This window comes from Verrucosispora sioxanthis (assembly GCF_010560025.1).
GTDB classification, from domain to species: Bacteria; Actinomycetota; Actinomycetes; order Mycobacteriales; family Micromonosporaceae; genus Micromonospora; species Micromonospora palythoicola.
The window spans coordinates 529,212-550,687 of sequence record NZ_SAIY01000002.1; the positions used below are offsets into that span (position 1 = coordinate 529,212).

Consider the following 21,476-nt stretch of genomic DNA (forward strand, 5'->3'; position numbering starts at 1 on the left):
ACCCTAGCCGCCGACGCCGTTGTCCGCTCGCCGCGGTCGGCGGCCGGCGTCGGGCTCGTCCCCCTCGGCTCCGATCGGCGGCCGGTAGCGGGTCAGCGCCGGGAACGCCACGGCGAGCAGCACCGCGAGCACCGCCGCCGCGACACCGCCACCGACCCAGGCCACCCCGCTGCCGAAGCCGGCCGCCATCGCACCGGCCCGCAGGTCGCCCAGGCGCGGACCGCCGGCAACCACCACGGTGTTGACGCCCTGGAGCCGGCCGCGCATCCGGTCCGGCGCGTAGACCAACAGCAGCGACTGCCGTACCACCGAGCTGACCAGGTCGGCGGCCCCGGCCAGCACCAGCAGGACGACCACCAGCCAGAGCTGGCCGGCCAACCCGGCCAGCGCCACCGCGACACCCCAGCCCACCACGGCGAGCACCAGCACCAGCCCCTGCCGACGGACCTGGCCGATCCAACCCGAGACCAGGCCGGCGAGCAGCGAGCCGATCGCGATGGAGCTGTACAGCCAGCCCACCGCCGCACCGCCACCGAACCGCTCGGTCGCCACCTCGGGAAAGAGGGCCCGCGGGAAGGCGAACACCATCGCGATCAGGTCGATGGCGAAGGAGAGCAGCAACACCGGACTGCCGGCCAGGTACCGGACCCCGTCGACGATGCTGCGCAGCCCCGCCTGCCGGCGCCCGCCGTCGGGGTCGAGCTCCGGCGGCATGGCCGGCAGCCGCAGTGCTGCCCAGACCAGCGCGACGAGCAGCGTCGCGTCCACCGCGTACGCGACCGGCAGCGCCACCCCGAGATCCCAGATCGCCAGGATCAGGCCGGCGGCCAGCGGCCCGAGGACCGCGGTGGCCATGGCGGTGGTGAAGTTCAACGTGGTGGCCGCCGGCACCAGTTCGGCCGGTACCAGCCGGGCCACGAGCGCACCCCGGGCCGGCCCGGAGATCGCGAACGCCACCGAACTCAGCGCCACCAGGGCCAGCAGCAGGATCGGGCTGCCGACGCCGAGCAGCGCCTGGGCCAGCAGCCCCAGCACGGCCACCCAGAGCAGGACGGAGCCGCCCAACAGCACCCGCCGCCGGTCGATGGCGTCGGCGACCGCGCCACCCCAGAGCCCGAAGACCAGCAGCGGTACGAAGGCGGCGACGCCGAGCAGACCGACCCAGAGGGAGTCCTCGGTGAGCGCGTACATCTCCACCGGCACCGCGACGGCGGTGAACTGGAAACCGAACATCGCGATGGCGTTGCCGAGCCAGAGCCGCCGGTACGCCGGCACCCGCAGCGGGCGTAGATCGATCGCCCAGCGGCGCTGCTCGCGCGGCCGGTCGGTGCTGCCAACTGTCACGGGGCCAGCCGCTCCACGACCCAGCCCGCGTCGGTACGGCGGAACCGCAACCGGTCGTGCAGCCGGCTGGCCCGGCCCTGCCAGAACTCGACCGAGTCGGGACGCACCCGCAGCCCACCCCAGTGCGGCGGCGCGGGGATCGGGTCCACGTCGGCGAAGCGCTCCGCCGCGGCCCGGTAGGCGTCATCGAGGGCGGCCCGGTCCGGCAGCACCGACGACTGGGCGCTGGCCCAGGCGCCGAGCTGCGAGCCACGCGGCCGGCTGGCGAAGTACGCCTCCGTCTCGGCCCGGTCGAGTCGTTCCACCGGGCCGGCGACGATCACCTGCCGCTGCATCGGGAACCAGGGGAACAGCAGGCTGGCGTACGGGTTGGCGGCCACCTCGGCGCCCTTGCGGGAACCGTAGTTGGTGAACAGCACGAAACCCTCCGGGTCGTACCCCTTGAGCAGCACCGTCCGGGCGCTCGGCCGCCCGGCGGCGTCGGCGGTGCCGAACACCATGGCGTTCGGCTCCGGCAGCTCGGCGGCGACCGCGTCGGCGAACCACCTGTCGAACTGGGCGTGCCAGTCGGCGGCCAGTCCGCTCTCCGTCAGGCCGGATTCGGCGGCGTACTCGTGCCGCATCCCGGCCGGCACCGGTGTGTCCCCCATCACGCTCCCGCTCCTCCCCCGTGGGGCCGGTACGCGCCCGGCGACCAGCCCGTCCGGCCCAGTCTTATCGATGCCGGACGGGGACCGGCAAGCGGGATGTCGCCAGCAGCACATTGACAGCGTCTCGCGCACCCGGTCCCCAGCAGGCAAGATGTCACGAACACATCCCTGAGGGTCGCCTAAGGCGCTCACCCGGCCGGGGCCGGGGCACCGAGCCCGGGCGGGCGCACCGACCACACACCAGGAGTAGTGAGATGGCCGACTTCAAACCCGGACTTGAGGGCGTCGTAGCCTTCGAAACCGAGATCGCCGAGCCCGACCGCGAGGGCGGTGCGCTGCGCTATCGCGGGGTCGACATCGAGGACCTGATCGGCCAGGTCTCCTTCGGCAACGTCTGGGCGCTGCTTGTCGACGGCCGCTTCGGCCCGGGCCTGCCGCCGGCCGAGCCGTTCCCGGTGCCGGTGCACTCCGGCGACATCCGGGTCGACGTGCAGTCCGCCGTCGCCATGCTCGCCCCCTACTGGGGTTTGCAGCAGATGCTGGACATCTCCGACGAGCAGGCCCGCGAGGACCTCGCCCGGGTTTCGGTCACCGCACTCTCCTTCGTCGCCCAGTCGGCTCGCGGCCTCGGCCTGCCGGCGGTCCCGCAGAAGGAGATCGACAAGGCGGAGACGGTCGTCGAGCGCTTCATGAAGCGGTGGCGCGGGGAGCCCGACCCCCGGCACGTCAAGGCCGTCGACGCCTACTTCATCTCGGCCGCCGAGCACGGCCTGAACGCCTCCACCTTCACCGCCCGGATCGTCGCCTCCACCGGGGCCGACGCCGCCGCCTGCATCTCCTCGGGCATCGGCGCGCTCTCCGGCCCGTTGCACGGCGGTGCGCCGTCGCGGGTGCTGACCATGCTGGAGGCGGTCGAGCGCAGCGGCGACGCGGAGGGCTACGTCAAGGGCGTGCTCGACCGGGGCGAGCGGCTGATGGGCTTCGGCCACCGGGTCTACCGGGCCGAGGATCCACGCGCCCGGGTGCTCCGCCGCACCGCCCGGGAGCTGGGTGCCCCGCGCTTCGAGGTCGCCGAGGCCCTGGAGAAGGCGGCCCTCGCCGAGTTGCAGGCCCGCCGGCCGGACCGGGTGCTCGCCACGAATGTCGAGTTCTGGTCCGCCGTGGTGCTCGACTTCGCCGAGGTACCGGCGCACATGTTCACCTCCATGTTCACCTGCGCCCGGATGGGCGGTTGGAGTGCGCACATCCTGGAGCAGAAGAAGCTCCAGCGGCTGGTCCGTCCCTCGGCCCGCTACGTCGGCCCCGGCACCCGCAAGCCGCACGAGGTCGACGGTTGGGACGCCGTCCCGCACGACGTCTGATCTGCCGCGACAGGGCCTCTCCGCCGGATGGTGGAGGGGCCCTGTCCGACTGTTCGGGGCCTCGGCAGGCCGCCGGTAACGGCCGGTCGGCCGACGGGAAGGACGGTCCGCAGGCGGGCGCCGACAGGCCGTGGGCGACGGGCCTTGGGCGACGGGCCTTGGGCGACGGGCTGTGGCGGACGCCTCAGCGTTCAGGGTGGGACCAGCGCCCGGACCGGCGGCGACGGGTGGGAGGATGAAGTCCGGCAGCGCTGCCGGACGGGCTCCGACCCGGCAACGCCGTGCGACCGCGCACGCGTCCGCCGTCGGTCCACGCCCATTCTGCTCACCCGGGCCCCGACCCATGCGGAAGGATCTTGAACACCGTGGCTGACGCACCGACCATCCGGATTCCCGACGAGATCAAGCCCGCCGACGGCCGATTCGGCTGCGGGCCGTCCAAGGTCCGTCCGGCGGCGGTCTCCGCGCTCGCCGAGGTGACCACCAGCTACCTGGGCACCTCGCACCGGCAGAAGACCGTCCGCGACCAGGTGGCCCGGTTGCGCTCCGGCATCGCCCAGTTCTTCTCCCTCCCCGGGGGCTACGAGGTGATCATCGGCAACGGTGGCACCACCGCCTTCTGGGAGGTCGCCGCGTTCGGCCTGATCCGCGACCGCGCGCAGTTCGCCAGCTTCGGCGAGTTCGGTGCCAAGTTCGCCAAGGCCGTCAAGGACGCGCCGTTCCTCGGTGAGCCGACGGTCCGCAAGTCCGACGCGGGCAGCGCCCCGGCCCTGGTCGCCGAGGCGGGCGTGGACGTCTACGCCACCCCGCACAACGAGACCTCGACCGGCGTGGCGGTGCCGATCGGCCGGGTGGCCGGCGCGGACCCCGGCTCCCTGCTGCTGGTCGACGCCACCTCCGGTGCCGGTGGGCTGGAGGTCAACGTGGGCGAGACCGACGTGTACTACTTCGCCCCGCAGAAGTGCTTCGGCTCCGACGGCGGGCTCTGGCTGGCCCTGATGTCACCGGCCGCGCTTGAGCGGGCCGCCGAGGTCAAGGCCTCGGGGCGGTACATTCCGGCGTTCCTCGACCTGGTCACCGCGATCGACAACTCGCGGCTGGAGCAGACCTACAACACTCCGGCGCTGGCGACCATCTTCCTGGCTGCGGAGCAGACCGACTGGATGAACTCCCAGGGTGGTCTGGCCTGGGCGGCCAAGCGCACCGCCGAGAGCGCCGCGATCGTGTACGGCTGGGCCGAGCGCTCGTCCGTCGCCACGCCGTTCGTCACCGACCCGGCACTGCGCTCCAACGTGGTCGCCACCATCGACTTCGCCGACGGGGTGGATGCCGGGGCGATCGCCAAGGCGCTGCGCGCCAACGGCATCGTCGACACCGAGCCGTACCGCAAGCTGGGCCGCAACCAGCTGCGGGTGGCGCTCTTCCCGGCTGTCGAGCCGGCCGACGTCGAGGCGCTCACCGCGTCCATCGACTACGTCGTCGAGCGGCTGTAGGACCGCCGACCCGGTCTCGTCACGGGCCCGGCACCCGATCGGGGTGCCGGGCCCGCGCCGTGGGAAGCCTCGGTAGGCCTCCGGCACACGCCTGCTCCCGGCACCACTTCGGACCGGGTACCACGGCACTGTCCGCCGTCGACGGCTGACCCGTCACACAGCGGCGGAGCAGGCGGATCCGCCGCTTGTCCGGGCGTGGCGTCTCCCGCCCGGGGACGGATGGGCGTACCGTGGAGCGCAACGCCCCGGGTGGCCGGCTCGTGGCGTACGGCCAGCGAAGCGGGACGGAGGCAACGCGATGCGCCCAGTACGCTTCGTCGCCCTCTCCGAGGACGGCCAGGCCCTGGTGCTCGCCGACGAGGTCGGGCGGCTGCTCGCCCTGCCGTTGGACGAGCGTATCGCCGGAGCGCTGCACGCCGAGCCGGGTACGCCCACGCTCGCGGTGGCACCGGCCGCCGCCGACCCGGTGCCTTCGCTGTCTCCTCGGGACATCCAGGCCCGGATCCGCTCCGGTGAGTCCGCTGAGGACGTCGCCCGGATCGCCGGCGTCCCTGTCGATCGGGTGCTCCGCTACGCCGGGCCGGTGCTCCAGGAGCGCGCGATGCTCGCCCAGCACGCCCGGCGCACCCGGCTCAAGGGTGCCGAGAAACCGACGCCGCTGGCCGAGGTGGTCAACGGTCGGCTCGCCCAACACGGGATCGACACCGAGAAGATCTCCTGGGACGCCTGGCGTCGCGACGACGGCACCTGGCGGATCGTCGCGACCTGGCCGTCCGGCAAGGCCACCGCCCAGGCGGTCTGGGATCTGGACAAGACCCGGCAGTCGGTCGCCCCGCACGACGACATGGCGCAATACCTGTGCGCCGAGCGCCCGACGCCGATCCTGGGCCAGGAGCCGGCACCGGAGCGGGGCGGCCACGCCCTGCCCGGCCCGTCGCGTGGCGAGCCGAGTCGCGGTGGACACGGGCTGCCCTCGCCCGCCGAGTCGGGTCGCGCGGGTCGTGACCCGATCCGCGCCGGCCGCGACGCGCTGCTCGCCTCCTCGACCGGCCACTCGGTTCGACCACGGGCCGTGGGCTCGAACCGCGCACACCGGCCGCGCTCGCGGGCGGTCCGGACACGCAACGCCAGCGGGCGGTTGGCGGGGCGCCGCGGCGCTGCTCGGTGGCGGTCAGGGCTCGGCGTTCGACGACGACGCGGACGCGCCCAAGGAGGTGCCGGCCGTGCCCTCGTTGGCGGTGCTGCGTCCGCGCCGGACCAACGCGCCGGCCGCTGGTGCCACCGAGTCCGGCGAGGCCGGCGGCAAGCCGCGCAAGCGGCTGCCCAGCTGGGACGACGTCCTCTTCGGCACCGGCCCTGCGGCCCGCGAGTCCTCCTGACCCGCGGGCCCTGTGCCCGTAGCCCCTGACGGATCTCAGAGGGGCCAGGTGGCGAGTTGGTGGTAGCTCGACGAGGGCCCGGGCCGGCTCTGCACAAGCATCAGTTCCCTGGCCGGCCAGGGCGGGCCGAGGTAGCTGTCGAGTGCGGCCAGGTCCGCCTCGATGTCGGCGTGCGGCACCCGGTCACCCGGACGGGCGATGGTCAGGTGCGGTCGGAACGGCTTCTCGTCGCCGGGAACCCGGCCGCGGTCAGTCCGGCGCGTACGGCGCCGGCCAGCGCTCCCAGGCGGGCGACATCGCCGCGTACGTCGACCCAGAGCACCGTGCTTCGGCCCCAGCCGAATCGACCACCGCCGCCCAGCCGCAGCACCGGCGAGCCGTCACACCCGCCGGGCGCCTGCGCCGCGGCACCGCCGCGAGCAGCCGCCACGGTGCGTGAGAGGACCTGCCGCAACTCGGCCAGTCGCGCGGGATCGACCTCGCCGACGAAGGCGAGCGTGAGATGGGCCTTCGTCGGGTCGACCAGCCGGACGTTCGTGCCGGCGGCCGAGGCCGCCGCCAGGCGTAACCCGGCCAACCGGGTGCTCAGGTGCGCGATGGCCTCGGCCGGTGGGTAGATCGCGATGAAGAGCCGCACCTGTCACAGGATGGCAGTCAGTGGTTCCGCTCGGGTTGCTCGGGGCGGGTGGCCGGCAGCAGTAGGCCGGCGGCGTCCAACTCGGCCTCGACCCGTACCCGCTCGATCTGGCGGTCCAGGCCGGTCAACTCGGCGAGATGCTCGGTGATGCCCAACGCCCGGCAGGCCAGCCGGAGCCGATCGTCGTACGCGTCGAGCACCTCACTGTGCCACACGGCCGGTCTGCTGCCGCCGGCCCGGTCCCGGCGCAGGCACCGCAGGTCGGCGGCGATCTGTTCCAGCGGCCGCCGGTCCAGCCGGTCGAGCGCGCCGAGGTCGATCCGGTCGGCGACCGCGACGGCGTCGGCGGCCTCGTTCAGCCGGGCGATCAGACGTCGTTCGCGGCGCCGCTGCCGCCACTCGCCGTACCGGCAGGTCAACCGGTCGACGACCTCGTCGGCGCAGATGACGAGCGCGATCAGCACCGGCACGAAGACCACGGCGGCCAGCGCCACGGCCAGCAACAGTAGGCGTAGGATCTCCACCCATCGAAGCTATGCCGTGGCACAGCGTCAGGTAACCGAATTTCCGCATTCCGCGCGTGCGGCGATGCGCTGTCCAACCGCCGGTGACATCCCAGTGTTGGACCGACCGGGCAGCGGGCGCGGCCGGCCATAGGAACTCGTCACATCTCGGTGACGTAGAAGCGCGGCAGCGGCAGGACGCGGAACCGCAGTCGGGCACCGGCCCGGCGTAGCTGCCAGGCCAGCGCCAGCAGCGCGGTGGTCAGCGAGAGCAGGCCACCGGCCCAGATGCTGGCACCGGCGCCGAAGGTCTCCGCGACCCAGCCGATGATCGGGGCGCCGACCGGGTTGGTGCCGAGGAACACCAGCACCCACAGCGCCATCACCCGTCCGCGGAAGGCGGCGTCGGTGCCGAGTTGCACCCGCTGATTCGCCGCCTGGGCGAAATAGACCATGAAGAAGCCGGTCGGCGGCAACAGGGCGACCACCATCCAGTACGCCGGGGCCAGCCCGACGAGCGTGCCGAAGGTGGCGCAGCCGATCGCGGCGCCCAGCACCAGCCACACCGAGGGGCGGCTGCGCCGCCCGGTTCCGGCCAGCGCACCGACCAGCGCGCCGGCCGCGAGCGTGGTGCTGAACAGGCCGAACGAGGCCGCCCCGGTGTTGAAGACCGTCTTGGCCAGAGCCGCCAGTGTCAGCTGGAAGTTGAACAGCGACATCCCGATCACCGACATCACCACCATCGGGAGCAGCAGGTCGGGACGGCGGGCGACGTAGCGCAGCCCGTCGAGCACGGTCGCCGCGGCCCGCTCGCCACGCGCCGGCAGCGGCTCCCGGTGCAGTTCGGTCGACCGCATCCGGATCACCGTGACCAGCGGCGCGATCGAGCTGAGCGCGGTGACGAGGAAGACCGGACCGACGTCGAAGGCGGCGATGGCCAGGCCGGCCACGGCCGGACCGACGATCCGGGCCGAGTTGAACACGGCCGCGTTGAGGGAGAGCGCGTTGGGCAGCAGCGCCGTGCCGACCAGCTCGGAGACGAACGCCTGGCGTACCGGGGTCTCCATCGCGTTGGCGACGCCGAGCAGGGCGGCGAAGACGAAGACGTGCCAGAGCTGGACCAGGTCGGTCAGCACCAGCACGCTCATGGCCAGCGACAGCACGGTCCAGAACGCGTTGGCGACGAAGAGGAGCATCCGCTTGTCGTACCGGTCGGCGAGCCGCCCGGAGAGCAGGGTGAGCAGCAGCACGGGCGTGAACTGGAGGGCGACGACCACGCCGAGGGCGGTGGCCGAGTCGCCGGAGAGCTCGAGGACCAGCCAGTCCTGGGCGATGAACATCATCCAGACACCGATCAGCTTGACCAGTTGCCCGAATGCGAAGAGCCGGTAGTTGCGGACCTGTAGGGACTGGAACATCGTGCTCAGTCTTGCCTGCACTCTTGGTGCGCCTCCTCGCGGTCGTACGCGTCGTCAACGACGGACGGCACGGCGCGGGGCGCACACCCGGTGTGCGCGGCGTCAGGCGCGGGAGATTCGTTGCAGGATCTCCGCGGCCCGGTGCAGGGTCTCCCGATCGGTGTCACTCAGCTCGGCCAGCCGGCGGGCCAGCCACTCGTCCCGGACCCGCTCGAACTGGTCGAGCACGGCCCGGCCCCCCTCGGTCGTCGCGAGGATGACCTGCCGGCCGTCGGTCGGATGCGGGGTGCGCTGCACCAGGCCGCGCTCCTCCAGCTTCGCGACGATCTTCGTCATCGTCGGTGGCTGCACCCGTTCGACGTCGGCGAGTTCCCGCGGCGTGAGCGCGCCCGCCAGCCGAAGGCTGGTGAGCGCGGACAGTTGGGTGACCGTGAGGTCACCAACCGGCCGGGCCTGGCGGACCCGCCGGTTCAACCGGGTGATCGCATCACGCAACTGGAGGGCCAGTTGCGCCGGTGGCATGCTCTGAGCCGTCACCGTCCGCTCCGTCACGATAGTTAGCCTAACTAATTAGCTGACCGAGCCGCAGCGGATATGACCATGCTCACCCCGACGTTTCTCCTGCTCCGGGCCGGGCGCGGCGATCACGTCAGGCGGATCACACGCGCCCGGCCCGGCGCCTGTCAGAAGAGCAGCGTCTCGATCGGACCGCGCAGGAAGTACACCACGAACAGCGCCGCCACCGCGTACAGCAGCGGATGGATCTCCCGGGACTTGCCCTTGGCCAGTTTGATCACCACGTACACGATCAGGCCCGCGCCGATCCCGTTCGAGATCGAGTAGGTGAACGGCATCAGCACGATGGTGAGGAAGGCCGGGATGGCGATCTCGTAGTCGGACCAGTCGATCGTCCGGACCGCCGTCATCATCAGGAAGCCGACCACCACCAGCGCGACGGACGCCGCTTCGAACGGGACGACCACCACCAGCGGCGCCAGGAACATGGCCAGCAGGAAGAGCACGCCGGTGACCAGGTTCGCCACCCCGGTCCGGGCGCCCTCCGCGACACCTGCGGCACTCTCGATGTACGACGTGTTGCTGGAGACGCTTGCCGCACCACCGCTGGCCGCCGCGATCGAGTCGACGAGCAGGATCTCCCGGGTACGCGGCGGAGTTCCCTGCTCGTCGAGCATGCCGCCTTCCTGACCGACGGCCACCATCGTGCCCATCGTGTCGAAGAAGTCGGTGATGAGCAGCGTGAAGATGAACATCAGCACGACCAACCAACCGGCCCGCCCCCACGAGTCCAGCACGTTGAACTGCCCGAGCAGCGACAGGTCCGGCACGTCGAACGGGTTACTCGGCAGCGTCGGAACGTTCAGCGACCAGCCCTTCGGGTTCGGCGCCCCGTCGACGAAGGACGGACCGATGTCACCCACCGCCTCCACCAGCATGGCCAGCGCCGTGGAGGCGAGGATGCCGACCAGGATGGCCCCCTTGACCCGGCGTACCACGAGCACCAGGGTCACCAGCAGGCCCACCACGAAGACCAGCATCGGCCAGCTGACGAGTTTGCCGCCGATGCCGAGACCGACCGGCACGGTGGTGTTCGCCTCGTCCGGGATTCGCCGGACGAAGCCGGCGTCCACCAGGCCGATGATGGTGAGGAACAGGCCGATGCCGACGCCGATCGCGGTCTTCATCTGGGTCGGCACCGAACGGAACACGGCGGTACGCAGCCCGGTCAGCACCAGCACCGCGATGATCACACCTTCGATCACCACCAGGCCCATCGCGTCCGCCCAGGTCATCTCGGGCGCGATCTCGTACGCCACCAGGGCGTTGACGCCGAGGCCGGCGGCGACCGCCAGCGGGAAGCGGCCGACCACGCCCATCAGGATGGTCATCAGACCCGCGATCAGGGCGGTGGCCGCCGCGATCGCGGGGATCGGCAGGGTGTTGCCGTCACCGTCGACGGCACTGCCCAGGATGAGCGGGTTGAGCACCACGATGTACGCCATCGTGAAGAAGGTGGCCAGGCCGCCGCGTACCTCCCGGCTCAGGGTGGAGCCACGGGCCGAGATCTCGAAGTACCGGTCGAAGCCGTTGCGCGGCTGGCGGGAATCGGGTGGGGTGCCGTTGTCGGGCGGCGCTACTGCCATCAGGAACCTCACAGCGGATCATCGGGTTGTCGCGCGCATCGTCGCAGATGGCCGGCCTGACGCAAAGCAGGGTCACGTACGCTGACCGGGTGCCCACCCCGCCGCCCCGCCCCGAGCCGCTCGACCCGCCGATGGTGCCGTTCGCCCTCGCCGGGATGGCGGCCTGGGCCGTCGCCGGACTGGTGCTGCTGCTCTTGCGCGACCGGCTGGTCGCCGCTGGCCACGAGAACTGGCTCTGGATCTGCCTGGCCGGGTTCCTGTGGGGCTTTCCCGGTCTCGCGGTGATGATGCGACACGACGCCAACCGCCGCCGCCGTCGCGCCGCCGGTTGAGCCGTCGGCGACCGGCCACGGGTCAGGAGTGCCCGTACGGCTCCGCCGGCTCGCCACTCTCGACGGACCCGGCGGCCCGGCTGACCGCCATCGGCTCCACGGCACTGTCGTCGTAGACGGTGGGCATCTCGTCGACCGCCGTCTCCGCCTCGACAAGCGTCTCCGAGTGGGCACCACAGCCGTGGTCGGCGCTGACCACCCGGCCGTCGTCCGGCGCGTAAAAGTTGCCGCAGACGCCGAAGCACTGCCGCAGCTTGCCCGCGAGTGGCAGGTAGAAGCCGCAGGTGCCGCAGCGGGCGGCGGGCGGCGCGGAGGCGGAGATCGGCGCCGAGGGACCGTGATCACCGTCGTACCAGCGCTGGGCCGTCTCGATCCGCCCCTCCCGCGACATCACCCGGGGACGGCCGAGCCCCAGCTCCCAGGCGGTCTCCTCGACCGCCGGGTCGTCGGAGAGGAGGTAGCCGGGTTGAAGTCGCTCGTCGTCGGACGGGGTCGGCAGCAGGTCGCCGGGGCCCAGGTCACCGGGCTTGAGTCGCTCCTGCCAGGGCAGCCAGCCGGGGGCGAGCAGCGCGTCCGACCCGGGCAGCAGCACCGTCTCACAGAGCGTCACGGTACGACTGCGCGGAGCCCGCGTCACGGTGACCGCCCACCGCCAGCCGCGGTAACCGGCCAGCCGGCACTCGAAATAGTGCGTGACGAGTCGATCGCCTTCGGCGACGACCTGGAGGTGATCGCCGACGTCGTCGGGGCCCACCTCGGTGATGCCGGCGCGCGCCACCTCGACGGCGGCGGCGCAGACCTGGTCAAGACGAGCGGCGCGGGCGGAGGCGGGCCTGGTCACCCGACCATTGTTCCCCATCGGGTGGGTCGACTGTGAGGCACTCCCCAGAGGTGTTCTCCGCCGGTGGCGCAGCATCGCCCGCGCCGATGGGTCAGGATGGGTGCCATGCCGCTGTTCTCCCGCTCTGAGCGGTCCCTCCTCGGGCGGACCGTCGGCACCGGCATCCGCGCCACCCGGCTGATGCTGCGCGGTTCACTGACCAGCGGTCGCTGGATGACCCGCAGTGCCGCCCGGGCCCGGGCCCGGGGTGCCGGTGGGGAGACCGGCATGGTCCGCCTGTTCGACCTGCACGCGATCTCCTGCGCCGGTGACACGCTGATCGCCATCGGGCTGGCCGGGACGATCTTCTTCAACGTGCCGCTCGGCGAGGCGCGGAGCAAGGTGGCGCTCTACCTGCTGGTGACCATGGTGCCCTTCGCGATGCTCGCTCCCGTGGTCGGCCCGCTGCTCGACCACTTCCGGCACGGCCGGCGATACGCCCTGGCCACCACCATGCTGGGTCGGGCGTTCCTGGCCTGGCTGATCTCCGACTACATCCACGGTTTCGGGCTCTATCCGGCGGCCTTCGGCGTGCTGGCGCTCTCCCGGGCGTACGGAGTGGCCCGTTCCGCGGCCGTACCCCGCTTGCTGCCGGAAGGGCTCGGCCTGTCTCAGGTGGGTGCCCGGGCCAGCGTCTACGGCACGGTCGCGGGAGCGCTGGTCGCCCCGATCGGCCTCGCCGCCTTCTGGTTCGGACCGCAGTGGCCGTTACGGGTCGCCTCGGTGATCTTCCTGGTCGGCATGGTGATCTCCCTCCGGCTGCCACCGAAGGCCGACTCCGAACCACCGGAACGGGTACCGCGGCCGCTGCGGGCGCTGCGGCGGGGCACGGACGAGCGACCACTGGGCCGGGGCAGACCCGCCGGACGATTGGTCATCTCGACCCTGGTCGGCGCGGCCACGCTGCGCGCGGTCTACGGTTTCCTGCTGCTCTTCCTGGCCTTCACCATCAAGGCGGGTGACCTGACCACCGTGGTGTTCGGGCGTGACCTGGGGGACGAGGGATCACTCGGCCTGGTCGGCGGCGCGCTGGCCGTCGGCACCTTCCTGGCCACCGCGATCGGTACCCGGCTGCGCATCCACCGTCCGGCCGCCCTCCAGTCCAGCGGCATGGTGATCGTCGCCGGGGTGGCCGTGCTCACCGTGCTGAGCTTCTCGCTGCCGATGGTCGCCCTGCTCTGCGTGGTCACCGCCATGATGAGCGGCATCGCCAAGCTGGCCGTGGACGCCTCGATCCAGGAACGCATCCCGGAGCGGCTGCGGGCCAGTTCCTTCGCCCATTCCGAGACGGTGCTGATGCTCGCCTTCGTCGCCGGTGGCGGTCTCGGACTCGTACCCTTCAACGGCCGGATCGGCATCGCCGTCGCCGCCGGTGTCGGAGCCCTCGCCGCCGCCCGGGGCCTGGTGATGGCCCGGCGGTTGCGGGCCGAGAAGCTGCACGGACGGCCACTCACCGACGACGAGCTGGCCGCCGAGAAGCCAGCCGCAACGGACACCGCTGAGGCGGACGGCGCCGAGACGGAACGCGGCTCTGAGTCCACCCCCACGTCCCCGGCCCCCTTCCAGGGCGGGCGTGGTCCGGAGGAGCCGGGACTGGCACCCCCCGGCTTCCACATCTACCGGCCCTCCTCGACCGTCACCGGTTCCGGTGGTGGCGACGACGAGACGCGGCGTAGCTCACCGGGTTCGCTCGCGTGAGCGGTCTGCTCGTGGTGACCGCCGTGCCCGCCGAGGCGGAGGCCATCCAGGCCGGTCTCGCCGACCCGACCGTGGCGGTGCTGCCGGTCGGGGTGGGTCCGGCGGTCGCTGGTGCGGCGACCGCCCGGTTGCTGGCGCTCGCCGAGATGGCTGGCCGCCCGTACCGGGCAGTGGTCAGCGCGGGGTGGCCGGCGGCTTCGCCGGCCGGGTCGCGGTCGGTGGCACCGTGCTCGGCAGCCAGGCCGTCGCCGCCGACCTGGGCGCGGAGTCACCCGACGGCTTCGTGCCGATCGACGAACTCGGCATGCCGGCCGAACTGCTCGGCGGCGGGCCGGCCCTCGACGCAGATCCGGAGCTGTTGACCGCCCTGCGCAAGGCGCTGCCGGCCGCGACCGTCGGACCGGTGCTGACCGTCAGCACCGTGACCGGCACCGCGGCCAGCACCGACGAGCTGGTCCGCCGCCATCCGGAGGCGGTGGCCGAGGCCATGGAGGGGTACGGCGTGGCGGTCGCCGCCAGCCAGGCCGGCGTGCCCTTCGCCGAGCTACGTACCATCTCGAACCCGATCGGCCCCCGCGACCGCGACGCGTGGCGGATGCGCGATGCCCTCACCGCCCTCACCGCCGCCGCCCCCGCCCTACGCTGACCCGCCAACCCCATCCCAAGATCCGCGCAACTTCAGCGATATTGCTGATTCTGGCCGAGTTCAGGCAGCAGCATCCGGGAAGTTGCCCGGATCTTGGGTGGGGGCGCTACAGCGCTTGCAGCGGGTCGGCGGGGCTACGGTGGGGGTGTGGCGCTCTCGCTGGCGATCTCGCCCTGCCCCAACGACACGTTCGTCTTCCATGCCCTGGTGCACGGGCAGGTGCCCGGCGCGCCGCCGGTGGAGGTGACGTACGCCGACGTCGACGTCACCAACACGGCCGCCGAGCGCGGCGCCTTCGACCTGGTGAAGGTGAGTTACGCGGCGCTGCCGTGGCTGCGGGAGGACTACCACCTGCTGCCCTGTGGGGGTGCGTTGGGCCGGGGCTGTGGCCCGCTGGTGCTCACCCGCGCCGACCGTGACGGCGGCCCGGACCGCGACGATCTCACCGGCGCCACGGTGGCGGTGCCGGGTGACCGGACCACGGCGTACCTGCTGTTCAGGCTGTGGTCGGCCGGGCGGACGCCGCAGCGGATCGAGGTGGTGCCGTTCCACGAGATCATGCCGGGCGTGGCCGCCGGCCGCTACGACGCCGGACTGGTGATCCACGAGGCCCGGTTCACCTATCCGCGACACGGCCTCACCGCCCTGGTCGACCTGGGCGAGTGGTGGGAGTCCGACACCGGGCTGCCGATTCCGCTCGGCGCCATCCTGGCCCGCCGGGGCGTGGTCGATCCGCAGCAGGCCGCGGGCTGGATCCGGGACTCCGTTCGACGGGCCTGGGCCGATCCGGCGGCCAGCCGGGCGTACGTGCTGGCGCACGCCCAGGAGATGGAGCCCGACGTGGTGGACCGGCACATCGGCCTCTACGTCAACGAGTTCACCGCGGACCTGGGTGAGGCGGGTTTCGCTGCCGTCGAGGCGCTGCTCGGCCGGGCCGCCGACGCCGGGCTCGTGCCTCAGACCTCCAGCTCGCGGGCGACCGCGTGGACGAGCTGAGCGATCTTCTGCGCGGTCCGACGGTCCGGGAAGCGGCCCCGGCGCAGATCCGGCTGGACCTTCGCCTCCAGTACCTTGATCATGTCCTCGACCAGGCCGTGCAGCTCCTCGGCGGGACGTCGGCGCAGCTCCGCCACGGACGGCGGCGCGTCCAGGAGCTTCACCCCCATCGCCTGCGCACCCCGCCGGCTGTCCACCACGCTGAAGTCGACCCGCTGGCCGCCCTTGAGATCGGTGACACCCGCCGGTAGCGCGCCCTTCGGCAGGAACACGTCGCCACCCTCGTCACTGGTGACGAACCCGTATCCCTTGGCCGCGTCATACCACTTCACTCGACCCGTAGGCACCTGAGAACCTCTGCTTCGCTTGAACCGTCTACTGCCTCAAGGCTAGCCGGATCATCCCGTCGAGCGCCGCCGGGAATCCGGTGAGATCCGCCAGCACCACCGCCGCCCCGGCGGCGCGTAGTTCGTCCGCCGTACACGGGCCGGTGGCCACCGCGATGCCGGGCACCCCGGCCGCACTGGCGGCCACCATGTCCGCCACGTGGTCACCGACGTAGTGGGTCGCCCCGTGCGCCCGCAACGCGGTCGCCTTCTCCTCGGCGAACAGGTCACCGGCCAGCTCGTCCACGGCCAGCCCCAGGTGGTCCAGGTGCAGCCGGGCCAGCCGACCGATCTTGGACGTGACCACCAACACCCGGCCGCCCCGGTCACGAACCGCGGCGAGCGCCGCCACGGCGCCGGGCAGCGGCACGGTCGGCGTGATCGCGTACGCCGGATACAGCTCGCGGTAGACGTCCACCGCCGCCTCGACCTGGTCCGGCGGGAACCAGCGGGCGATCTCGGTACGCAGCGGCGGGCCGAGCCGGGACACGGCGGCGTCGGCGTCGACGGGGACGCCTGTCCGCTCGGTCAGCGCGCGGTAGGTCGCGGCGATGCCGGGACGCGAGTCGACGAGCGTCATGTCGAGATCGAATCCGACGGTCAACGAAGGCATCCTGGAAAGCTACCCGGCCAGTCAGACCGGCCGGGACGTCCGATGGGCGAGACCGCCCCTCACCGGGCTAGCGTGGAACGACGATGAGCACCTCACTCGCCGACCACCTGCGGTCGCTGCCCGACGAGTCCCTCGCCGCGCTCCTTCAGCTCCGGCCTGACCTCGTCGTACCGGTCCCCGCCGACGTGGCCGCCCTCGCCCTGCGGGCACAGTCCCGCGTCTCGGTGTCGCGGGCACTCGACGGGCTGGACCAGTTCACGCTCCAGATCATGGACGCCGCCAGGTTGACCCGTGACCCGGCCGACGGCACCACCTCGGTCGACGGGGTTCTCGCCCTGGCCACCACCGGCCCCAACCCACCCGCACCCACCGCGGTCCGCGCCGCCGTCGACCGGCTGCGGGCCAGGTTCCTGCTGTACGGCCCCGACAGCGCCCTGCATCTCGTCGGTGGCATCGACGAGATCTCCCCGTATCCCGCCGGGCTCGGTCGGCCGGCGGCGGAGCTGGACCCGCGCACGGCCGCGCTCTGCGCGGACCCGGCGAAGCTGCGGCGGACGCTGCTGTCCGCGCCGCCGTCGGCCCGGGCGATCCTGGACCGGCTGGCCGCCGGCCCACCGGTCGGCAGCGTGCCGCCCGGCGCGTTGCAGGCACCGGCGGTCGGCGCGGACGACGACCTGCCGCCGGACGACACCAACGGCGGGGCACCGACCGGGTCCCCGGTGCGCTGGCTGGTCGACCACCGGCTGCTGGTGCGGGTCTCCGGCGGCAAGGGTGGCACCACCGGCATGGTCGAGCTGCCCCGGGAGATCGGGCTGCTGCTGCGCCGCGAGACCGGTCCGCTGGGTCCGCTGTCCAGCAGCCCACCCCAGGTGGCTGCCACGCCCCGCGAGCCGAAGGCCGCCGACTCCGCCGGGGCGGGGCAGACCATGGAGGTGGTACGCCACACCGAGGCGCTGCTGGAGCAGCTGGCCGCCGAGCCGGCGCCGGTGCTGCGCTCCGGCGGCATCGGCGTGCGTGACCTGCGCCGGCTGGCGCGGGCCACCGGGTCGGACGAGTCCACCGCCGCGCTGCTGCTGGAGGTGGCGTACGCGGCCGGGCTCACCGGTGAGATGGAGTTGCCCGGCGTCGCCGGCCGGTACGGCGCCGACCAGCAGGTGCTGCCGACCGCCGGCTACGAGATGTGGCGGGCCGCTTCGTTGGCCCAACGCTGGGAGCAGCTGGCCCGGGCCTGGCTGACCATGACCCGGCAGGTCGGGCTGGTCGGGCAGCGGGACGACCGGGACCGGCCGATCACGGTGCTGTCGGCGGAGGCGGAACGGGCCGGAGCGCCGGCCGCCCGGCGGGCGGTGCTCGGCATCCTCGCGGATCTGGAACCGGCCAGCGCGCCCAGCGTCGAGGAGGTGCTGGCGCTGCTGGACTGGCAGGCGCCGCGACGCAGCCGGGGCCGGGAGAACACGCATCGGGAGGTGCTTGCCGAGGCGGCCACGCTGGGCGTGACCGGGTTGGGGGCGCTCACCTCGTACGGACGACTGTTGCTGGCCGAGGCGACGGCGAACGAGCACGGCGCCACGGACGACCCGCTGGGGTTGCTTGCTGACGCCGAGGACGGCGGCGGCGCGATCCGGGCCCTGGACACGCTGCTACCCGCCCCGGTGGACCACTTCCTGGTCCAGGCCGACCTGACCGTGGTGGTGCCCGGGCCGCCCGAGCCGGCGCTCGCCGCCGAACTGGAGGTGGTCGCCGAGCCGGAGTCGGCCGGTGGAGCGAGCGTGCACCGGATCACCACGAGCAGTGTGCGACGTGCCCTGGACGCCGGCTACTCCGCTGACGACCTGCACGACCTGTTCCGCCGCCGGTCCCGAACTCCGGTACCGCAGGGGTTGACCTACCTGGTCGACGACGCGGCCCGCAAGCACGGTGGGCTGCGCATCGGCTCCGCCGGGGCGTACCTGCGCAGCGACGACGAGGCGTTGCTGGCCGAGGTGCTCGCCGACCGGCGGGTGGAGGCTCTGGCCCTGCGCCGGCTCGCGCCTACCGTGCTGGTGACCCCGTACCAGGGCGGCCGCCTGCTCAGCGTGCTGCGGGAGGCCGGCTACGCCCCGGTGGCCGAGGATGCCACCGGGTCGACGGTGCTCACCCGACCGAGGGCCCGCCGGGCACCCGCCCGGGTGTCGGTGGGGAACCGGACGCTCGACCCACTCGCCACCCCGCACCTGCCGCTGCCCCGTCTGCTCGGCGTGGTGGAGCAGATCCGGCGGGGTGACGCGGTGGCTCGGGCGGCCCGAAGGGCCCCGGCGGTGGTGCGGGGCGCGGCGTCCGACGGGCCGGTTCCCGCGCACAGTCACCACGACGCCCTGGCCGTGCTTCAGCAGGCGGTACGTGACAAGGCGCTGGTCTGGGTCGGCTACGTCGACGCGCACGGGGCAACCGCCTCGCGGCTGGTGCGCCCCGTCTCGCTGGGCGCGGGCTACCTGCGTGCCGAGGACGAACGCACCGAGATGTTGCACACCTTCGCGCTGCACCGGATCACTGCGGCGGTGCTGGAGAAGTGAGGTTCAGCGGCGGCTGCGCCGCACCGACCCGACGATCGCCACGATCAGCAGCAGGGCGAAGCCTGTCCCGGCAGCCTCACCGACCGAGTCGATGAAGCCCTGCTGGAGCACCAGCCAGCCGAAGAGGAACCAGCCGAACAGGACGACGCCGACGATCGCGTACGCGACCACCGTGGCGGTGGAGACGGGTTCGGACGACTCTGCCTGCTCGCGTTTGGGGACAACTTCCTGGTCAACGGTCATCTGCCCTCCCCCGTACGGTCCGGCCCTCGCAGTCAAGGGTGTCACCCTTGGCGGCTGTCGGCCAGCACCATCGGGTGACGATCCGACTCGGCTCGTACCCTGCGGTGCCCGGTGGGCAAACGGTGCGGACGGGGCGCCGGTGCGGCCCGGGCGCGCCGCTCGCCCCCGTTGGCTTCCACTGCGACGGGAACGGCCCCCGCTTTCCTGGCCCGTCCGGCCGTGGATCGAACGCGCTGCGCACCGGCACCGACCGGCTTGACGACCGCGAGGGCGTACGGTGGCCCGTCACGCGACCCGGTGGGCCGACGACCTCGACAACTCGTCCCCTACTGCTAGACGCGCCGGGGCACCCGCAGGGTTGCGCCAGCTGAGCACTTTCTCGCCACCCGCCCGCGCGTGCAACACTGGATGGTCGCCCAGTGGCAGGTCAGCCGCCTGCCCCGGCGGCCGGATCAGCCGTACGGACGAGAGGATTCGGCGTGAGTGGTGGACCGCTTATCGTGCAGTCGGACAAGACCCTCCTGTTGGAGATCGACCATCCCGACGCACAGGCCTGCCGGATGGCCATCGCTCCCTTCGCCGAGTTGGAACGCTCGCCCGAGCACGTGCACACGTACCGGCTGACGCCGCTCGGGTTGTGGAACGCCCGCGCCGCCGGCCACGACGCCGAGGGCGTGGTGGACGCCCTGATCAAATATTCGCGGTACCCGGTGCCGCACGCGCTGCTGGTGGACGTGGCCGAGACGATGGACCGGTACGGGCGGCTCCAGCTCGCCAACGACCCGGCGCACGGCCTCGTCCTGCGCGCCCTGGACCGGGTGGTGCTGGTCGAGGTGGCCAAGAGCAAGAAGCTGGCCGGAATGCTCGGCAACCGCATCGACGACGACACCATCGCGGTGCACCCGTCCGAGCGGGGGCGGCTGAAGCAGGCCCTGCTCAAGCTCGGCTGGCCGGCGGAGGACCTCGCCGGGTACGTCGACGGCGAGGCGCACCCGATCGAGCTGGCCGAGGCCGGCAAGGACGGTGGCCGGCCGTGGACGCTGCGGTCGTACCAGCGGGAGGCGGTCGAGGCGTTCTGGGCCGGCGGGTCGGGTGTGGTGGTGCTGCCCTGCGGGGCCGGCAAGACGCTTGTGGGTGCGGCGGCGATGGCCGAGGCGAAGGCCACCACGCTGATCCTGGTCACCAACACGGTCGCCGGCCGGCAGTGGAAGCGGGAGCTGATCGCCCGCACCTCGCTGACCGAGGAGGAGATCGGCGAGTACTCGGGCGAGCGCAAGGAGATCCGCCCGGTCACCATCGCCACGTACCAGGTGCTCACCTCGCGGCGCGGCGGCGCCTTCACCCACCTGGACCTGTTCGGTGCCCGCGACTGGGGCCTGGTCGTCTACGACGAGGTGCACCTGCTGCCCGCGCCGATCTTCCGCTTCACCGCGGACCTCCAGGCCCGCCGCCGGCTGGGCCTGACCGCCACCCTGGTACGCGAGGACGGCCGGGAGGGCGACGTGTTCAGCCTGATCGGCCCGAAGCGGTACGACGCGCCCTGGAAGGACATCGAGTCGCAGGGCTGGATCGCCCCCGCCGAGTGTGTCGAGGTCCGGGTCACCCTGACCGACGCCGAGCGGATGGCGTACGCGACGGCGGAGGCGGAGGAGCGCTACCGGATGGCCGCCACCGCCCGCACCAAGCTGCCGGTGGTACGCGCCCTGCTCGACCGGCATCCGGACGAGCAGACGCTTGTCATCGGCGCGTACATCGACCAGTTGCACCAGTTGGGCGAGTATCTCGACGCCCCGATCGTGCAGGGCTCGACCACGAACAGGGAGCGCGAGCGCCTCTTCGACGCGTTCCGCACCGGGGAGATCCGCACGTTGGTGATTTCCAAGGTCGGTAACTTCTCCATCGACCTGCCCGAGGCGGCGGTGGCGATCCAGGTGTCCGGCACGTTCGGCTCCCGCCAGGAGGAGGCGCAACGGTTGGGCCGGGTGCTGCGCCCGAAGGCCGACGGCCGGCAGGCGCACTTCTACACCGTGGTCTCCCGGGACACCATCGACACCGAGTACGCCGCCCACCGGCAGCGCTTCCTCGCCGAGCAGGGGTACGCGTACACCATCGTCGACGCCGACGACGTCCTCGGCCCACCCCTACCCACCGTCGACTGACCGGTCGCCGGCAAGATCCGCGGC

Annotated in this window: 17 protein-coding genes and 3 pseudogenes; 9 read left to right on the top strand and 11 right to left on the bottom strand. The window is 72.6% G+C overall.

The window, feature by feature from the left end:
- Positions 1-3: 3 nt before the first annotated feature.
- Positions 4-1,344, bottom strand: a complete 1,341-nt coding sequence (locus ENC19_RS07585; RefSeq protein ID WP_164446403.1) for an MFS transporter — start codon at positions 1,342-1,344, stop codon at positions 4-6.
- Positions 1,341-1,994 carry a pyridoxamine 5'-phosphate oxidase gene (pdxH, locus tag ENC19_RS07590; RefSeq protein ID WP_235944540.1) on the bottom strand — a complete coding sequence of 218 codons (654 nt, stop codon included), beginning with the start codon at positions 1,992-1,994 and terminating at the stop codon, positions 1,341-1,343. The genes ENC19_RS07585 and pdxH overlap by 4 nt, the downstream gene beginning before the upstream one ends.
- Positions 1,995-2,248: 254 nt before the next feature.
- Between pdxH and ENC19_RS07595 the strand changes: the two genes are divergently transcribed.
- From ENC19_RS07595 to sepH, 3 genes and pseudogenes are all read left to right on the top strand, one after another.
- A complete protein-coding gene (locus ENC19_RS07595; protein ID WP_164446404.1) occupies positions 2,249-3,355 on the top strand; it encodes a citrate synthase 2 in 1,107 nt (368 codons plus the stop codon).
- Between the two features lie 365 nt (positions 3,356-3,720).
- Positions 3,721-4,848, top strand: coding sequence for a phosphoserine transaminase (gene serC / locus ENC19_RS07600; protein WP_164446405.1), 1,128 nt, complete (start codon positions 3,721-3,723; stop codon positions 4,846-4,848).
- 298 nt (positions 4,849-5,146) lie between these two features.
- A pseudogene (gene sepH / locus ENC19_RS07605) lies at positions 5,147-6,227 on the top strand (septation protein SepH).
- Between the two features lie 35 nt (positions 6,228-6,262).
- Here the strand turns inward: sepH and thpR are convergent.
- From thpR to ENC19_RS07630, 5 genes and pseudogenes are all read right to left on the bottom strand, one after another.
- Positions 6,263-6,864: pseudogene (thpR, locus tag ENC19_RS07610) on the bottom strand (RNA 2',3'-cyclic phosphodiesterase).
- Positions 6,865-6,881: 17 nt separating this feature from the next.
- On the bottom strand, positions 6,882-7,388 hold the full coding sequence (locus ENC19_RS07615; protein WP_164446407.1) for a hypothetical protein: 507 nt from the start codon (positions 7,386-7,388) through the stop codon (positions 6,882-6,884).
- 140 nt (positions 7,389-7,528) lie between these two features.
- Positions 7,529-8,806, bottom strand: a complete 1,278-nt coding sequence (locus tag ENC19_RS07620) for an MFS transporter (protein WP_164446408.1) — start codon at positions 8,804-8,806, stop codon at positions 7,529-7,531.
- Positions 8,807-8,887: 81 nt separating this feature from the next.
- Entirely contained in the window at positions 8,888-9,337 is a 450-nt protein-coding gene (locus tag ENC19_RS07625) for a MarR family winged helix-turn-helix transcriptional regulator (RefSeq protein ID WP_216592721.1), read from the bottom strand.
- A 131-nt stretch (positions 9,338-9,468) separates the two neighbouring features.
- Positions 9,469-10,947 (bottom strand): NCS2 family permease, encoded by a 1,479-nt coding sequence (locus ENC19_RS07630; RefSeq protein WP_164446409.1) that lies wholly within the window; start codon positions 10,945-10,947, stop codon positions 9,469-9,471.
- Between the two features lie 89 nt (positions 10,948-11,036).
- Here ENC19_RS07630 and ENC19_RS07635 point away from each other — a divergent pair, with 89 nt between their 5' ends.
- Entirely contained in the window at positions 11,037-11,279 is a 243-nt protein-coding gene (locus ENC19_RS07635) for a DUF2530 domain-containing protein (protein WP_309246223.1), read from the top strand.
- Positions 11,280-11,301: 22 nt separating this feature from the next.
- On the opposite strand, the gene ENC19_RS07640 is transcribed toward ENC19_RS07635, so the two are convergent.
- The gene (locus tag ENC19_RS07640; protein WP_164446411.1) at positions 11,302-12,138 is read right to left on the bottom strand and encodes a DUF3027 domain-containing protein; all 837 of its coding nucleotides are present in this window, start codon (positions 12,136-12,138) and stop codon (positions 11,302-11,304) included.
- An 87-nt stretch (positions 12,139-12,225) separates the two neighbouring features.
- Here ENC19_RS07640 and ENC19_RS07645 point away from each other — a divergent pair, with 87 nt between their 5' ends.
- The 3 genes and pseudogenes from ENC19_RS07645 (at position 12,226) to ENC19_RS07655 (ending at position 15,499) form a co-directional block, all read left to right on the top strand.
- Entirely contained in the window at positions 12,226-13,857 is a 1,632-nt protein-coding gene (locus ENC19_RS07645) for an MFS transporter (protein WP_164446413.1), read from the top strand.
- Positions 13,854-14,503: pseudogene (locus ENC19_RS07650) on the top strand (futalosine hydrolase). The gene ENC19_RS07645 and the pseudogene ENC19_RS07650 overlap by 4 nt, the downstream one beginning before the upstream one ends.
- A 147-nt stretch (positions 14,504-14,650) precedes the next feature.
- Positions 14,651-15,499: a 1,4-dihydroxy-6-naphthoate synthase gene (locus ENC19_RS07655; protein WP_164446414.1), complete on the top strand. Its 849-nt coding sequence runs from the start codon at positions 14,651-14,653 to the stop codon at positions 15,497-15,499.
- On the opposite strand, the gene ENC19_RS07660 is transcribed toward ENC19_RS07655, so the two are convergent.
- Together ENC19_RS07660 and ENC19_RS07665 are read right to left on the bottom strand one after the other, a co-directional pair.
- The gene (locus ENC19_RS07660; RefSeq protein WP_093404122.1) at positions 15,460-15,846 is read right to left on the bottom strand and encodes a cold-shock protein; all 387 of its coding nucleotides are present in this window, start codon (positions 15,844-15,846) and stop codon (positions 15,460-15,462) included. The two genes, ENC19_RS07655 and ENC19_RS07660, sit on opposite strands and share 40 nt — an antisense overlap.
- A gap of 28 nt (positions 15,847-15,874) precedes the next feature.
- Positions 15,875-16,498: an HAD family hydrolase gene (locus ENC19_RS07665; protein ID WP_164446415.1), complete on the bottom strand. Its 624-nt coding sequence runs from the start codon at positions 16,496-16,498 to the stop codon at positions 15,875-15,877.
- Between the two features lie 83 nt (positions 16,499-16,581).
- On the opposite strand from ENC19_RS07665, the gene ENC19_RS07670 reads away from it, so the two are divergent.
- Positions 16,582-19,050 (top strand): helicase-associated domain-containing protein, encoded by a 2,469-nt coding sequence (locus ENC19_RS07670; protein WP_164446416.1) that lies wholly within the window; start codon positions 16,582-16,584, stop codon positions 19,048-19,050.
- Positions 19,051-19,053: 3 nt separating this feature from the next.
- Here ENC19_RS07670 and ENC19_RS07675 read toward each other — a convergent pair whose 3' ends face one another.
- Entirely contained in the window at positions 19,054-19,293 is a 240-nt protein-coding gene (locus tag ENC19_RS07675) for a hypothetical protein (RefSeq protein ID WP_164446417.1), read from the bottom strand.
- Positions 19,294-19,772: 479 nt separating this feature from the next.
- On the opposite strand from ENC19_RS07675, the gene ENC19_RS07680 reads away from it, so the two are divergent.
- Positions 19,773-21,452: a DNA repair helicase XPB gene (locus tag ENC19_RS07680; protein ID WP_164446419.1), complete on the top strand. Its 1,680-nt coding sequence runs from the start codon at positions 19,773-19,775 to the stop codon at positions 21,450-21,452.
- Positions 21,453-21,476 lie beyond the last annotated feature (24 nt).

Coding starts and splice junctions, on each gene's coding strand:
- pdxH (WP_235944540.1), bottom strand. CDS start 1,994: ATGGGGGACACACCGGTGCCGGCCGGGATGCGGCACGAGTACGCCGCC.
- ENC19_RS07595 (WP_164446404.1), top strand. CDS start 2,249: ATGGCCGACTTCAAACCCGGACTTGAGGGCGTCGTAGCCTTCGAAACC.
- ENC19_RS07630 (WP_164446409.1), bottom strand. CDS start 10,947: ATGGCAGTAGCGCCGCCCGACAACGGCACCCCACCCGATTCCCGCCAG.
- ENC19_RS07640 (WP_164446411.1), bottom strand. CDS start 12,138: ATGGGGAACAATGGTCGGGTGACCAGGCCCGCCTCCGCCCGCGCCGCT.
- ENC19_RS07645 (WP_164446413.1), top strand. CDS start 12,226: ATGCCGCTGTTCTCCCGCTCTGAGCGGTCCCTCCTCGGGCGGACCGTC.
- ENC19_RS07665 (WP_164446415.1), bottom strand. CDS start 16,498: ATGCCTTCGTTGACCGTCGGATTCGATCTCGACATGACGCTCGTCGAC.
- ENC19_RS07670 (WP_164446416.1), top strand. CDS start 16,582: ATGAGCACCTCACTCGCCGACCACCTGCGGTCGCTGCCCGACGAGTCC.
- ENC19_RS07675 (WP_164446417.1), bottom strand. CDS start 19,293: ATGACCGTTGACCAGGAAGTTGTCCCCAAACGCGAGCAGGCAGAGTCG.